We start from the raw sequence: 14,245 nt of genomic DNA, 5'->3' as shown, positions 1-14,245 counted from the left end.
ATATAATAAGGACAAAACCAGCCTAAAGTATAAAATGCGACCCAATAACAGGTACTTCAAGATCTTATGCTCCAGAAGTCTTTTATCCTCTATCTAAAGTTCTTTTGTCGTTGGCACTTATTACGCCTGCTTTACCAGCTGTATCTCGGCATGTAGCTTTATCTCGTCGCTTACTACTACGCTACCAGCCTCTGTAACGGCGCTCCAGGTTAAACCATAATCTTTACGGTTGATTTTACCGCTTACAGTAAAGCCTGCTTTTGTCTGTCCGTATGGGTCTACTACAATGCCGCCAAACTCTACGTTTACTGTAACCGGTTTAGTAGTGCCACGGATAGTTAAATCTCCGTTCAGCTTATACTCATCGTCTGATGCTTTCTCCAAATTTTTTCCCTCAAATCTTAGCTGCTCGTGGTTTGCAGCGTCAAAAAAATCTGCCGATTTAAGGTGTGTATCGCGTTGCTCGTTGTTTGTGTTAATAGAGTCAACGTCAGCTGTGAAAACGATTTTAGTTGCTTTTGTGAAGTCTTCCTCCTCTGCCTCTACTTCCAGGTCAAACTTCTGAAAATAACCTGTTACAGTTGTGATCATCAGGTGTTTTACCTTAAATTGTATCTCGCTGTGTGCTGGGTCTATCGACCATTTTGTGCTTGCCATAGGTTTATAGTTTAATGTTTTATGTTACTGATTTAGTCTATGCCTCGTTAAAATCTTGAGTGTAGAAATTTCTAAAGTATAGATATACTTCATGTTTAATTTAATTTCTCACATCACAATTTAAAAGTACATACATCAAATGTATATACATTAAATTTACTAAACAAGTTTCATGTATATTTTTTACCTTAGGATGTAGCTAACAAAAACAGATTTAAGAATGACTACAAATTATAACTTAATGGTTTTTAACGAGCTAAGGCTGTGGCAGGCAGAAATGCAGCGCAATCCTTCGTTTGTAAATGCGGTTGCCCGCAAGCTGCAGTATAAAATAAATAGTTATATACCTAACAAAGTACACGCTGCCATCACCGCTACAATTAAACAAATGACGCGCGCCATGCTTTTTGGTGCAGGTTTAGTTACAACAAAGCCTTTGGAAGGGCTAAGTTTGCAGCAGCGTGAGTTAATGGTGATGGACCGGATAATATTTTACCAAAGTGCCGCTGCTGCCGAGGGTGGCGTTACAGGGGCAGGTGGCATACTTCTTGGCTTGGCAGACTTCCCAATATTGCTTAGCCTGAAGCTTAAATTGCTTTTCGAGATTGCTGCCATCTATGGTTTTGATGCATCTGATTACCGTGAACGCGTATACCTGCTCCACATTTTTCAACTGGCATTTAGCAGCCATGAGCACCGCCGTGAAGTATACCTGCAAATGGCGGATTGGGAATCTCAAAAAGAACACCTGCCCGATGATATTAACGAATTTAACTGGCATGCTTTCCAGCAGGAGTACCGCGATTATATAGATCTTGCTAAAATGGCCCAGTTAATTCCCTTGATCGGGGCACCCGTGGGAGCTGTGGTAAACTACAGGCTAGTAAAGAAGCTCGGAAACACCGCCATGAACGCTTACCGCATGCGCTGGAGAGAACAGCAATTAATAACCTCTGCTTCCCAAAAATTGTAAAGTATACGCTTGTACTTTCTGTACAGAGTATCCCTTTAGTTTATGCGAGCTTAAAGCCCATACTTGTAAAATGACCTGTCTGTATTCAGCTTCTGATCAACGTTATACTTTATAAGCGGAGAGTATACAATAAGTAAGCTAGCACCAGCACAGAATTCGTGTAGATGTATTTCGGATTTCCTTTCATCCTCCCCTACTTTTAAAATTTTGTATCTTGCCGCACAAAATAATGCTTAGCTATACTTTACCCTTTTATGATAGCCTGTAAAGTATAAGCACCCTTACTCATACAACCTACTACCGTGATTAACTATAACCCAAAGGATTGGTTTGTCTTTATTTTCAGGATTTCGAAGGCTGATACGTTTAGGAAGCTGCTACCTCTGATGCTGGCTGTGAGTGTTTATTCCGGAGCCGTTGCCTATGTAGAGCTAAACTACCTGAGCACAGAGGACTCGCAGTACATCCGGAACTTTGGTATGATGCACGGTGTGCTTGGCTTTGTAATTTCGCTGCTGCTTGTGTTCCGGACTAACACCGCCTACGACCGCTGGTGGGAAGGCCGCAAAGTATGGGGCGGACTAACTAATACATCCCGCAACATGGCCATTAAAGTTAACGCCATGGTACAGTCCGAGGAGGATAAACGATTTTTCAGGCTGATGATCCCAAATTTTGCATTTGCCCTTAAAAACCTGCTGCGCGAAAACGAGAACTTCTCGGAACTAGACCCAGTGCTGGACCTGAAGCGTGGCCGCCATTTACCTAACCAGATTGCGGCGGCTATTTATGCGCGAGTAAACACCCTGCACGAGAACGGCTCTCTTACCACCTCCCAAATGCTTGCCCTAAGCGCCGATGCGCACGCCCTTACCGACCATACCGGCGCCTGCGAACGCATCAAAAACACACCCATACCTTTTACCTATAGTGTGTTCATTAAAAAATTCATTTTCTTTTATGTGATGACGCTGCCTTTTGGCTGGTCGTTTAGCTTGGGTTATTTTATTATTCCGGTGGTAGTGCTTATACTTTATGCCCTGGCCAGCCTAGAATTGATTGCCGAAGAAATTGAGAACCCCTTTGGCACCGACGCAAACGACCTGCCTACCGACCAGATATGCCACAACATTCGCAAGCACGTAGCCGAGCTGCTAAGCTGAGGAAGTAAAGCAACAGGGCCAGGTTATAAACATAACCTGGCCCTGTTGCTTTGTTAGTAAGTATAAATATTAAACCTGCTCCGTTACTGCCTCCAGTTGCTTCTCTATCTCAGCAAATAAAGCCTGATTACCTTCCTGCTCATACTCCTGTAGCTTCTCCCTAAAGTATGGCAAATCATAAATAAAGGCTTTGATACCGTCCGGAGTAAAGCTGAAGAAGTTGCGGCCGTAGCCCATTTTTTCTACATAAGCAGCATTCAGGTATTGCTCAAACTGGTTAACAATAGGAATGGAGCAGATCGGCTTGCGCAGGTAAACCGCCTCACTCAGCAACGAAAAACCACCGTTCGCCATTACCGCTTTTGCCGTTGCCAGGTCATGTATAAAGCCATCCTCGCTAAAGGCTTTTAGCTGCACGTTTCCATGATCTTCATCTTTGTTAAAGCCATACACTAAAAACTTCTCCTGCGGCAACTGCTGCAGTATGTTTACTAGGTTATTCTGGCTGGTACTGGTTTGGTATACTAAAATATGCTCTCCTATACTTGGCTTGGCCTCCAATATCTCTTTTCGGATGATGGGGGGCACAACGGTAGTGCGCTCTTTGCAAACCGGGGCATCAAAAAAAGATGAGATAAGATAGTGGTCGGAGCGCGGCACTTTAGACTTTACAATGTTCCTGGCTATACTAAAGTTGGCCCTCTCCTCTTTTGGCACCACAATATCCAACGTACAGCGGCTCATTACCTGCATGTTGTCTATACTGATGATAGGCAGGCGGTGATGCTTAGCAAAGAAATAGGTAAACGACTCGAAGTCTGATATAACCACTTCCGGCTTAAAGCTACCCAACAACTGGCGGTAACGCTCAAAGTTCAGGCGCAGGTTTTCAGGTCCGGTTTTAAGCGTAAGTATGGCTGTGCCCAGTTTGGAGACTGCCGCGTTGCGGTAAGCCAGATGGAAGCCTTTTATTTCGTGCACCCGTCCTGGAAATGCCTTACTAAGAAAATGGTAAGCCCTGGCACTAGAAACGGCCTGCACATCGTGCCCCTGCTCCAGTAGGTGCGTAATGATTACTTTACTGCGCGTGGCGTGGCCCATGCCCTCTCCGGGCACACCGTATAATATTTTCATATAAGTTTAATTTTCAGGTTGAGTGATTTTAAAAACGCGGTGCATAATGCCCGTCAGCGAAAGCAGGTAAGCCATCAGCAAGCCGAAGCCAGCCCCAAGACTTACATCCAGCTCAGAGTGCACCCCCAGCGCCACCCTAGACATACATACCAGCATAGCCCAGCCCAACGGAAGTATAAGCCACACTTGCTTGCGCCGTGGCAATTGCAAACCAAGCCAGATGGCCAGCATCGTGCCCAGCAAAAAAGCATTCTGGGAGTGCCCCGATGGAAACGAGTAACCACACTCTTGCACCCAATGCGCCAACACCAGCGGCGAAATGTAAGCATACTTCTCCGGGTTCAGCTGGATATAGTTTTGTAAGTATATTTGACGTTCGGTTATACTTTGCCCATAAAACTGTGGCAGCTGGTTTGCTTCGGTGAGCAGGTACAAGTGGCTTGGCCTCGGCACCTGTGTAATCGGTTTGATAACGTACTCATTTAAGGCAGCTATTCCGCCTAAGGTTATCAGCAGAAAACCAAAACCTGCTACAAAAGCCCGTATTTTATGCCAGGCACTGTTCTGCTGAAAGGCGGCCACACTGCAAAGTATAAGAGCAAGTATAGTAGTGCCATAAACCCCTCCCGACTCCGACAGAAAATACCAAAAACTGGTATCTGCGTCATCGTTCAGGTAACCGCAGAAGGCCACCGGCAGCAGCCAGACCAGCAGCATTAGCAGCAGCCAAGCAGTAAGAGCAAAGCGTATAGCTGTTTTATTCTTTCGGTAGTGGTTCTTCACAAAATTAAAAAGGTAACTTAAAGTGAGTAAATTACATCAAACTCTCCTACTCTGAAAGAGCATACCATAAAAAAAGGCCACCCCAGATTAACCGGGATGGCCTAAGCAAAACTAAGCGGGCATTTTTGATATTATATCTCCACTGTTAAACCAAGTGTAAAGCTAGCACCGCGGCCTTTAATGTAGTACTGGTCGAACATCAGGAACTGCGAACGTGCCGGAAAGTAATCTGCATTCAGCACATTCTCCACACCCAGGTTAAAAGTAGTAGAAGGCGACATTCTATAAGAGGCGGCAAAGTTCACGATGCTGTATGGGCTAATCCTGCCTTCATAGGTTTTGTAAAGCCCAGTTGCCTCCTGCACTGTAAAACGATCTCTTTCACCAGAACCAATTAGATCAGCTCGTAGGCTTAGGCTTTTGATTGGAGTATAGCGCACATAGGCTGTATACTTCGGCGCAGAAATTCGCTCTCCGCCCAGGTATGTATCTTCTGTATCATCAAAACTACCGTTATCGTTCACGTCGCGTTTACCTTCTACATAAGAGTAAGTAGCCCCTACTGTTAAGTCGCGGGTTGGGTTAACGTCTGCTGCAACCTCAAAACCATGCACGCGCTCCGGCAGGCGGATGATGTTGTAAAAGCCGTTCTGTTCCATAAAGCTCGAACCCAGGTCAGACTGGCTGATGTATGCTGCTGCCTCTACTCTGTAAATACGGTTCTCGCTGGCAAAGCCTACTTCGTAGTTGTTCACAACTACAGCCTCTGTCTGGATAAGCGCAATGTCGTTTACTGTTGCTCTACGAAGCAGCACACCCAAATCTGCCACAGAGAAACCCTGCGAGAAATTAACGAATGGCTTAAACACATCGAAACGGTTATACTTCAGGCCGCTGTTAAACACCAGGTTATTGTACTGCAGCTCTCCGCCTTTTACATCCATACTGTTGCCAAAGGTCTTCGTGTTGTTATTGTAAGGCTTAAGCGTAGTATAATCTGGCACGCCTATGTTAATGTTTTCGAAACGAACACCGCCGTTAAACACAAGGTCATTAAAGAACTTAGCCTGTAGTTGCAGGAACGGCGCCGTGCTTACCATATCCATCTTCGGTACCCATGTTCTGCCATCCAGTAAAGGCTGAGATGTTACGTCGTTCAGCAGGTCAAGACCGTAGATCAGATCACCGTTTACATTGCTGCCAAAACCAAATGGTGTGTTCAAATCGAAGCGCAGGCCTTTTTTAGAGGACTGGATTGTAGACTGACCACCGCCTTCAAATGTTGGGCTGTACACAAATACGGTGCTGATGTCCTGTACATAGGCGCTTACATTCACGTTTGTGTTCAGGAAAAGGCTATCGTAAGAGTACTTCAGTAAACCATTGTGGTTCCAGCGTGTACCTTCTGGTGAGCCCATCACTGTACCAGGCACAGCTGTGGTTTTACGATCTTCTTTTATACTTCCCATTACCTCACTCAGGTGCGTTTTTACCTGGCTGCCAAAGTAGTTGTAGCTAAGCTGTATGCGCTGCTTTGAAGTGATGTCGTAGCTCAGTTTGCCAAAAGCATTACGGTTCTCAAGGTTGCTCATGCCGTAGATCGGGCCAATAATGTCGCCGTCTGCATCTCTGGCTACACCTGTCTGCTCGTAACCGCCACTTACAATATAACCTAACTTACCTGCCTTGCCATAGAACGATTGGTGCAGGCGGCCACCTAAACTTTCTTTCGTGTTGGTTAAAGAACCTGTAGAAGCCAGTTGAGTCTTAGAAGAGAATTTCTTTATCGCGTCGGCATCTTTTGTGATGTAGTTGATCACACCGCCCGCAGCACCATTACCATAAATTGAGGTAGCACCTTTTAATACCTCGATGCCCTGCAGCACGTGTGGATCAATGGTTCTAACATCTACAGAGCCATTGCGCAACGGCGTAGACTGCGGTACCCCATCCACCATTACCAATACCTGGCGACCTCTCAAAGTCTGGCCCCAGTTACTGCTTGTTCCGGAGGCGTGGCCCATACCTGGCACTGTTACAGCCAAGATATCAATTGGGTTGTTGCTTACCTGCTGTTGCTCTTGTAGCAGTTGAGAGTTTACAGAGGTGATAGAAGAAGTGAGATTCTCTTTGCGCTGGTCACGTTTACGGGATGTAATTACCACCTCGTTCAGCATACTTCCGGCATCCTGAAGCGCAACAGAAAGCTCTCTTTCCTCCCTGTCCTGCACCTCTACCACCTGCCTTGTGGTTTGGTAGCCAATAGCCGACACCACTACTGTATACCTGCCAGCCTGTAAACCAGTAACCGTAAAATTACCCTTAGCATCTGATGTAGCGCCTTTTGTTGTGTTCAGAAGTGCCACAGTTGCATATTCGACTGCGCCACCTGTAGAGTCAGTTACAGTACCCACAAGCTTCGCTGAATTACTTTGAGCATAAGTTAACTTAGCCAGCACCAGTAGCATGAGCAGTAGTAAAATCTTTCGCATATATTAATTTAGATTAATTTTAAATAATTGACACTGCAATATTAGAATCTATTTAGAATCATTCCAAATAAACATATATATTTTTTAAATATGTGGCAGGTAAGCCTAAAAAAGTGGCAGTAAATGGTGCAGGAGGAGGTTATAGCACCTTTTGTCTATACAAATTAGCTAACGGACTAACGCTAAAAGATTAAGGTGAACTAATGTATCAGGCTTGAGAAGTATAAAGTTTGTTTACTTTTTTGCGGGGTGCCTTAAAGGCAGGTTTGTTCTTACGTAGCCTCCAAACTATAAAACCCGAAACAGCCAGAATACCGGGCATTATACCAAAGAAGCAGTAAAGCAGTTTTACCCAGATACCAGCATAGTCACCGAAGTGCAGCGGTTTAAAAGCAGTAAGCAGGCGTTTGTACCAGGGCTGGTCACGCAGCATATTCACGTTCTTAATCTCTCCTGTGCTTAAATCTACTTGTATGTTGCTATAGGTACGCCCATAATAAGATGGATCTTGGTAGTGCCTGCCCAACACGGAAAGTGTGCCGCCGGCAAAGCGCAGGTAGTTTACCTCAAACTCAGGATGATTTGCCCTCACTTGACGGATTGCCTCGTCTACTGACACAGTAGCTGGCTGCACATCGGCAACTGCGGTTGCAGCCGGAGATAACGCATATTCTACAATGGTATAGGCAACCCAGGTGCCTGTTATACTTATAAACAGGTTAAATACAAGGCTCCACACTCCCACCACCCGGTGCAGACTTGAGAAAAAGGACCTCCTGCTTTTAAATGAAACCAGTTGCCTAAAAGAGAGCACTTTAACTATTGATTTGCGGTAAAGCAGAAATCCGGTTATAGTAAGAACTATAAGCGAAAGACCACCCAGCAGCACAATAATCTTACCTGGTGTGCCCGATAGCAAATTGTAGTGCAGGTCCAGCAGCACGTGCACCAGGCGTTTATCAGCACGATCTACAGTAGCCAACGTCTGTCCTGTTTCGGGGTGCACGAAAAGCCACTTGCGGCTACTGCCCTTGCGAATCTCATACTTTAGTGCCTGGTTTGGATTTTCAGGCAGTTCCGGCATCCTAATATCGCTTTCTGGATTTTCCTGCCTGATGCGCTCAAAAGAGTTATCGATCTTAATTGCTGAGGCTGGAGCGGTTAAAGCGGAAAGGTGTTTAAATTGTGCGTGATCAATATCATGGTGAAACACCAGCACCGAACCGGTTATACTTGAAATAAGCAGGAAAAGCCCAGCCACAAGGCCCAGCCAATGGTGTATGGCATATGTCTTTTTTACCCGCTTTTTCACGTATTCTGTACTTCCCGCTTATTTAAAACCTGTTGTTACTAGTAATTACCCGCCTCCACCTGCACGAGATGAATGGCCGGCAAAGCTACATGTAAAAGTGTAAAGCTCAAACACTATCTGGAATTAATCTAAATAGATTTACTAAAATTTTTCTTTACACACCTCAATACCTGCCGCTGCACTTTTACCGGAAAATTAGCGGCACCGGACAAATGTCCTTTCGGGGCTATGGCAGTATGCCTTACCTTTGTAACATGCAAGAGCAACTATTAACCGAGTACAGGGCTGCCATAACGCAGTACATGCAAACCCACCGCCTGCAACTGCAAAAGTATGAAGTTGCTGAAGTGCAGTACGCCCCGCAGTACCAGCTGCTAAAACAAAACACTTCATCGCACAGCATATTTATACTTCAGTCGGGGTTGGTGAAGGTGGTGCGCACAACATCGCTGGGGCAGGCTTACTCTTTAGGTATTTTTGATAGAGGCGAAGTGCTGGGAGATGTGGAGGCTATAATGGAGATGCCTCACTTTGGCACTGTAGAGACTATTACAAGCTGTACTTTATGGAAGATAACGCCGCAACAATTCTTGAAAATGCTTTCGCAGGAGCCAGACTTTAACTTGCTCATCCATCGAAATGTCATCTCTAAACTACTAAATACCTCCCACAAAGCAGCCATCCAAAGCACAAACAAGTTGTTTTACTCGCTGATGATCGTGCTCCGGGAGTTTTCGAAACTGAATGAACTTCAAATTTCCAAAGCTTTGCTGGCGGAAGCACTCGGCACCTCAACCCGAAACCTAAACAGACTGCTGGCACAACTTGAGGAGGAGCAAATTATTAGAACACAGCAAACGATTATAAAAGAAATAAACCTGCAGCAGCTGCAGCACAAAATACATGCATACGAAAACACAATACAGTAAAACCCACTTCGAAACAAAAGGCTGGGAACGGGAGGAACATTTTCACTTCTTCAAAGCCTTTACGCAACCGTTCTTTAACGTACACACCGAAGTAGACATCACCAGCCTTTACCGGTATGCCAAGCAGGAGAAGCTATCAGTGTTTCTGGCCTACCTGCACGCTGCAACCGCAGGAGTGCGCGCCACAGAAAATTTCTTGTTAAGGCTGGAAGGCGAAAACGTGGTAAAGTATGAAGCCGTGGACATTTCCACTACCGTACTAAAGGACAACAAAACCGTGTCGTTTGTACACCTGCCGCACCACACCGATATCCATACTTTTTGCAAGCAGGCCTCTGAAATTGTAGCTGAAGTGAAAAAGAGCAACAGGCTGTTCTCTGGCTACAATGGCCCTGACTTAGTACACGCCACTACCTTACCCTGGTTTCCGCTAAAAGGTATGGAACACGCACATATCGATCAGCCAGACGACTCTATCCCGAAGCTGGCTTTCGGGATGCTGGAGTTTAGGGAGGATAGGGTTATACTTCCGATGAGCGTGCGGGTGCATCATGCGCTGGTAGATGGTTACCACATACACCTGTTCTTAGAGAATATGAAGGCGAGTATGCTCTACTAAGCACAAACTTGCTTCCTGCCACACCGGGTGGTTTAACAAAGTATAAACACAGCTTTTTCTGGTAAAGGGCTGTGTTTATACTTTATAGGTCTTACTAACGCTTATCAAAAACGTATAAGCATATTAATAATAAATATATTTATAATAACCCTACCACGACAGTTTGTGACTGCTTTATTTATGCTTTCTATGTTAACCATCTGCCAAACCCACAACTTCTATGAAAACATTTACCATACTTTTGCTATGGATGCTGCTCCTTAGCACTAAGAGTTATGCAGCCTCCAACCTTATTACTGAGCTTTTTAGATCTACCAGAACAGTAGGTAACGTTCAAGCCTTTACACTCGTTGACCCTGAAACAGGCAATGACATTCGATTACTTAAGGCAAACGACACCATTACTGCCGGCACTCCCTATAACATCCGTATTAACACCGAAGGAAGAGTGCGAAGTGTAGTTATTGTAAGCACCAGCGAAAAAGGCCGCCAAATCAGGTTCGATAACACCTCCCCTTATACAGTAGGCGGAGACAGGAAAGGCAACTACGCCAATTGGCTACCGAAAACAGGCTCCTACACGATTACAGCCACACCTTACAGATACATTATACCAATTGGTAAAAGGGGCCAACAGCTCTCCATTCAGCTTACTGTTCTACCCGAGGCCATACCAGAGACAAAGTTTATACTTGTTGATGCCACCACAGATGAAGACATAATGGAATTATCGGATGGTGCTATACTTAACCTCGATTCCCTCCCATCTAAACAATTAAATATTCGGGCTGATGTAGGGTGGCAACTGGCGGAAAGTGTAAAATTCGGCCTGAATGAAAATGAGAACTTCAGGATAGAGGATGAATTTCCCTATGCCCTGCATGGCGATACAGACGGAGACTACAACGCTTGGACACCTGACACCGGAACCTACACGCTTACAGCCACTGCCTACGCAGCCGACAATGCCATAGGCGCAGCAGGGCCATCGCGCACTATTACATTCACTGTTGAAGAAACTCCAGCAGAACCTGCTTATACTTCTTATGTAGAACTTAATAACCTGGTAGTTGTCTACAAAAACACAAACGGCGGGACAATACCAGATTCTTACCCTGATTCTCTGGCCAAAGCACTCGAAGAAACAAACAAGTTTTACTGGCGCCAATCATACATGACTTTCAACCTGAAATGGACAGTGTATGTAATTGAGGAGGAACTCGAACGTGTGCATGAAAATGGCTATGTTTTTCCGCATGAAGTAGATGCAGACCTTAGAGCCCGCGGTTTTCCGGTAGACTCGTTTGATGCCGTTGGTGCAGTGGTGAGAGGAGGTGGTGCCTATGCCTGGGGCACTAACAATATTTTGGGAAGAGGCAGCTACTTCCAGGTGCCGTGGTGGGAAGAGCATTATCTGTTTTCCTGGTTCTTTGTGCATGAGTTCCACCATATTCTGGATGCTATGTTTGTTTCGTCGGGCCACCCGGAATATCCGCACAACCACCCAGGTGCAGCAAGAGCGATGGGTGAGTATGTGCCACGCAGCGGTGGTAACTGGGACCTGAACAGGGAAATAGTGCTTAACTGGGACCGCCAGGATTGGTTTGACCTCTCAAATAATGGCAACTGGGGCAAAATAAGGACAGCTTTAGACGCCGACACTGACACGATACCTGATAATGAACCCAATGTGCCTTTTGATGAAGCAAGGTATGGCAGTAGCTCTGCAAGGGTTGATACAGACGGCGATGGCCTAACTGACCTGCAGGAAGCCATGATAGGTATCTTTACTCCTTCTAACCCACTAAGTGCCGATACAGATGGAGATGGCCTACCAGATGCAACCGACCCAGAGCCCCTCTACCCTATCAAAACTACAGTGCCTAAAGTATCCAACTTATCGATCGACCAAAGTATAACCGAGTGGCCAGTTGCAGGCAATTACTTCTTTAACCGCAACCCCGCTGATAGTGCCTCTTTTCACTTGGCATACTCAGAAAACAATTTATACTTAGGAGCCAGAATACCAGGTAATTTTAACGAAGTGGAGATTTTAATAGATGGGAATAATGATGGGATGTTTCATGGCAAAGACAATATCTGGCTAGTGTTCAACAACAGCGGCATTGTCAGTATCAGGCTTTTTGATGCTGCTTCTGTGCCGCCCGGAGATTATCAGGATTTCATTATTACAGAACTGTCACAAACTGGCTTTGAGCTTAACAATCGTTTGTCGCCTACCCAAGTAAGTTTCCAGTTGCAAATACCGAAGCTAACAGAGTATGGCCTTGATTTAACAGAAGGTGAGCAGATTGGCATTTTTATGCATATAAACGGCTACGCGCTGCTGCTGGAACACGACGACCTCCTTACTGTAACACTAGGCAGCTCCGAAATCAAACCAATGACTACGATAGCTGGTATCCAGAATAGTGTAGCAGATGCAAAGCAATTTGTTTACCCTAACCCTGCCTCTAGCAATATTGCCATTGATTTTAACACCGAGGATATAGCAGGAAACTGGCGAATACTTGATAGCCGTGGTACAGAGTACATGCGTAGCAACATTACAACAACAGGCCCAGCCACTATGAATATCGAAGCCTTGCCGGCTGGTTTATACTTGCTGCATGTTGAGTCTGCTGCAGGCAAAAAAGTATTCAGGTTTATCAAGAACTAATAAATAGACAATTAAAAGAGCTCCTTCTAAAGTATAAATGCCCTCGCCGGCACACAGCCAGGGAGGGCATTTATACTTTGATAAAGTTAAGATTATTCTACTGAGCTTACCTCAGCAGTACGCTCAATCTTCTTCACAAGGCCTTGCAGTACTTTACCCGGTCCGCACTCTACAAAATGTGTAGCGCCGTCAGCCAGCATCTGCTGCACCGACTGCGTCCAGCGAACAGGGGCGGTAAGTTGCTTGATCAGGTTTTCTTTGATCTCTGTAGGATCGGTGTGCGGTTTGGCATCTACGTTCTGGTAGATTGGGCAAATACCTTGGCTGAATGTAGTTTCGTTGATAGCTTTTGCCAGTTCTTCCTCGGCAGGCTTCATCAGCGGTGAGTGGAACGCACCTCCTACCGGAAGCGGCAACGCACGCTTAGCACCGGCCTCTTTCATTTTCTCGCAGGCAATTTCGATGCCTTTGTTTGAGCCAGAGATTACCAGTTGGCCCGGGCAGTTATAGTTAGCTGCCACTACTACCTCATCTATTGATGCACATACTTCCTCTACCTTCTCATCCTCTAAGCCAAGTATGGCCGCCATTGTAGATGGATTGGCCTCGCAGGCAGCCTGCATCGCTAATGCTCTTTTAGAAACTAAACGCAAACCATCTTCAAAGCTTAATACTTTGCTGGCAACCAAAGCAGAGAACTCACCCAGAGAGTGACCAGCTACCATGTCAGGAGCAAAATCCTTTGCTACGGCTGCCTGCGCCACAGAGTGCAGGAAAATAGCAGGCTGTGTTACTTTTGTCTGTTTCAGTTCCTCGTCGGTGCCGTTGAACATGATCTCGGTGATGTTAAAACCCAGGATCTCGTTTGCTTTGTCGAACAGCTGACGCGCTTCTTCGTGCTGCTCATACAAGTCCTTACCCATACCCACAAACTGAGAGCCCTGTCCCGGGAAAACGTATGCTTTCTTCATTTTATAGTATAATAATTTGATTGCTGATTGTTGATTTCTAAAAGGTTAAATTGTTGAATGGCTAAATTGCTATGCTACACATATACAATAACCAACAATTTAACTACCCTACAAACCTGGCCCGCTGTGCAGGGCTTGGCAACATGCAGCTGTCTGTGCGGCCTGCAATTCTGTAGCGGTTCCGGGCTATAAAGCGGTATACAAAATCGCGGAAAGATAAAGGAATAAACCGGAAATAGTAAAGTATAGAAAGCGGAAAATTAAGGTGACGGGCAATTCGCAATGCAGCCTCCGACTCTGTATAAAGCTTGCCACCCTCCCAAAAAAGTATGGAATCCGGCAGCGGATCGGGTAACTGGGTGCCGGGCACAAGCGTTTGCAGCAAATCTGACTGCAAGGGTGCAAAGTATAAATTCTGATGTTTGTTATACTTTAACACCAGTTGTACGCTTGCCTGGCAAAAGCCGCAAGAGCCATCGTAAAACACGATGGCTCTTTTGCTAAGCTCTGCTATATTATCTTGTACCATGTA

Annotated in this window: 12 protein-coding genes; 5 read left to right on the top strand and 7 right to left on the bottom strand. The window is 45.5% G+C overall.

Going from position 1 to position 14,245, the window contains the following annotated elements; genetic code table 11:
• Positions 1-120 precede the first annotated feature (120 nt).
• Positions 121-657: a YceI family protein gene (locus tag WG943_RS06800; protein WP_340407688.1), complete on the bottom strand. Its 537-nt coding sequence runs from the start codon at positions 655-657 to the stop codon at positions 121-123.
• A 220-nt stretch (positions 658-877) separates the two neighbouring features.
• Here WG943_RS06800 and WG943_RS06795 point away from each other — a divergent pair, with 220 nt between their 5' ends.
• Positions 878-1,630 carry an EcsC family protein gene (locus tag WG943_RS06795; protein ID WP_340407686.1) on the top strand — a complete coding sequence of 251 codons (753 nt, stop codon included), beginning with the start codon at positions 878-880 and terminating at the stop codon, positions 1,628-1,630.
• 302 nt (positions 1,631-1,932) lie between these two features.
• Positions 1,933-2,793, top strand: a complete 861-nt coding sequence (locus tag WG943_RS06790) for a bestrophin family protein (RefSeq protein WP_340407685.1) — start codon at positions 1,933-1,935, stop codon at positions 2,791-2,793.
• Positions 2,794-2,862: 69 nt separating this feature from the next.
• Here WG943_RS06790 and WG943_RS06785 read toward each other — a convergent pair whose 3' ends face one another.
• From WG943_RS06785 to WG943_RS06770, 4 genes are all read right to left on the bottom strand, one after another.
• Positions 2,863-3,927 carry an MJ1255/VC2487 family glycosyltransferase gene (locus WG943_RS06785; RefSeq protein WP_340407684.1) on the bottom strand — a complete coding sequence of 355 codons (1,065 nt, stop codon included), beginning with the start codon at positions 3,925-3,927 and terminating at the stop codon, positions 2,863-2,865.
• A 6-nt stretch (positions 3,928-3,933) separates the two neighbouring features.
• Complete coding sequence (locus WG943_RS06780; protein ID WP_340407682.1) at positions 3,934-4,710, bottom strand: phosphatase PAP2 family protein; 777 nt, start codon at positions 4,708-4,710, stop codon at positions 3,934-3,936.
• 131 nt (positions 4,711-4,841) lie between these two features.
• Positions 4,842-7,202 (bottom strand): TonB-dependent receptor, encoded by a 2,361-nt coding sequence (locus tag WG943_RS06775; protein WP_340407681.1) that lies wholly within the window; start codon positions 7,200-7,202, stop codon positions 4,842-4,844.
• A gap of 208 nt (positions 7,203-7,410) precedes the next feature.
• Positions 7,411-8,514 (bottom strand): PepSY-associated TM helix domain-containing protein, encoded by a 1,104-nt coding sequence (locus WG943_RS06770; RefSeq protein ID WP_340407679.1) that lies wholly within the window; start codon positions 8,512-8,514, stop codon positions 7,411-7,413.
• 254 nt (positions 8,515-8,768) lie between these two features.
• On the opposite strand from WG943_RS06770, the gene WG943_RS06765 reads away from it, so the two are divergent.
• From WG943_RS06765 to WG943_RS06755, 3 genes are all read left to right on the top strand, one after another.
• The gene (locus tag WG943_RS06765) at positions 8,769-9,443 is read left to right on the top strand and encodes a Crp/Fnr family transcriptional regulator (protein WP_340407677.1); all 675 of its coding nucleotides are present in this window, start codon (positions 8,769-8,771) and stop codon (positions 9,441-9,443) included.
• Positions 9,418-10,062, top strand: a complete 645-nt coding sequence (locus WG943_RS06760) for a CatA-like O-acetyltransferase (protein ID WP_340407676.1) — start codon at positions 9,418-9,420, stop codon at positions 10,060-10,062. Before WG943_RS06765 ends, WG943_RS06760 begins: the two co-directional genes overlap by 26 nt.
• Before the next feature lie 220 nt (positions 10,063-10,282).
• Complete coding sequence (locus WG943_RS06755) at positions 10,283-12,742, top strand: T9SS type A sorting domain-containing protein (protein WP_340407675.1); 2,460 nt, start codon at positions 10,283-10,285, stop codon at positions 12,740-12,742.
• A gap of 92 nt (positions 12,743-12,834) precedes the next feature.
• Here the strand turns inward: WG943_RS06755 and fabD are convergent, their stop codons facing one another.
• Together fabD and WG943_RS06745 are read right to left on the bottom strand one after the other, a co-directional pair.
• Positions 12,835-13,713 carry an ACP S-malonyltransferase gene (gene fabD, locus WG943_RS06750; protein ID WP_340407674.1) on the bottom strand — a complete coding sequence of 293 codons (879 nt, stop codon included), beginning with the start codon at positions 13,711-13,713 and terminating at the stop codon, positions 12,835-12,837.
• Between the two features lie 103 nt (positions 13,714-13,816).
• Positions 13,817-14,242, bottom strand: a complete 426-nt coding sequence (locus WG943_RS06745; protein WP_340407672.1) for a thiol-disulfide oxidoreductase DCC family protein — start codon at positions 14,240-14,242, stop codon at positions 13,817-13,819.
• Between the last annotated feature and the right edge of the window lie 3 nt (positions 14,243-14,245).

The organism is Pontibacter sp. H249 (assembly GCF_037892465.1).
GTDB lineage: Bacteria > Bacteroidota > Bacteroidia > Cytophagales > Hymenobacteraceae > Pontibacter.
Note: the sequence above shows the minus strand (reverse complement) of the source record. Positions and strands in the feature narration are given on the sequence as shown.

What these genes read in the sequence shown, in the direction of transcription:
- WG943_RS06765 (WP_340407677.1), top strand. Translation starts at nt 8,769, where the DNA reads ATGCAAGAGCAACTATTAACCGAGTACAGGGCTGCCATAACGCAGTAC.
- WG943_RS06800 (WP_340407688.1), bottom strand. Translation starts at nt 657, where the DNA reads ATGGCAAGCACAAAATGGTCGATAGACCCAGCACACAGCGAGATACAA.
- WG943_RS06775 (WP_340407681.1), bottom strand. Translation starts at nt 7,202, where the DNA reads ATGCGAAAGATTTTACTACTGCTCATGCTACTGGTGCTGGCTAAGTTA.
- WG943_RS06760 (WP_340407676.1), top strand. Translation starts at nt 9,418, where the DNA reads ATGCATACGAAAACACAATACAGTAAAACCCACTTCGAAACAAAAGGC.
- WG943_RS06755 (WP_340407675.1), top strand. Translation starts at nt 10,283, where the DNA reads ATGAAAACATTTACCATACTTTTGCTATGGATGCTGCTCCTTAGCACT.
- WG943_RS06745 (WP_340407672.1), bottom strand. Translation starts at nt 14,242, where the DNA reads ATGGTACAAGATAATATAGCAGAGCTTAGCAAAAGAGCCATCGTGTTT.
- WG943_RS06785 (WP_340407684.1), bottom strand. Translation starts at nt 3,927, where the DNA reads ATGAAAATATTATACGGTGTGCCCGGAGAGGGCATGGGCCACGCCACG.
- fabD (WP_340407674.1), bottom strand. Translation starts at nt 13,713, where the DNA reads ATGAAGAAAGCATACGTTTTCCCGGGACAGGGCTCTCAGTTTGTGGGT.
- WG943_RS06795 (WP_340407686.1), top strand. Translation starts at nt 878, where the DNA reads ATGACTACAAATTATAACTTAATGGTTTTTAACGAGCTAAGGCTGTGG.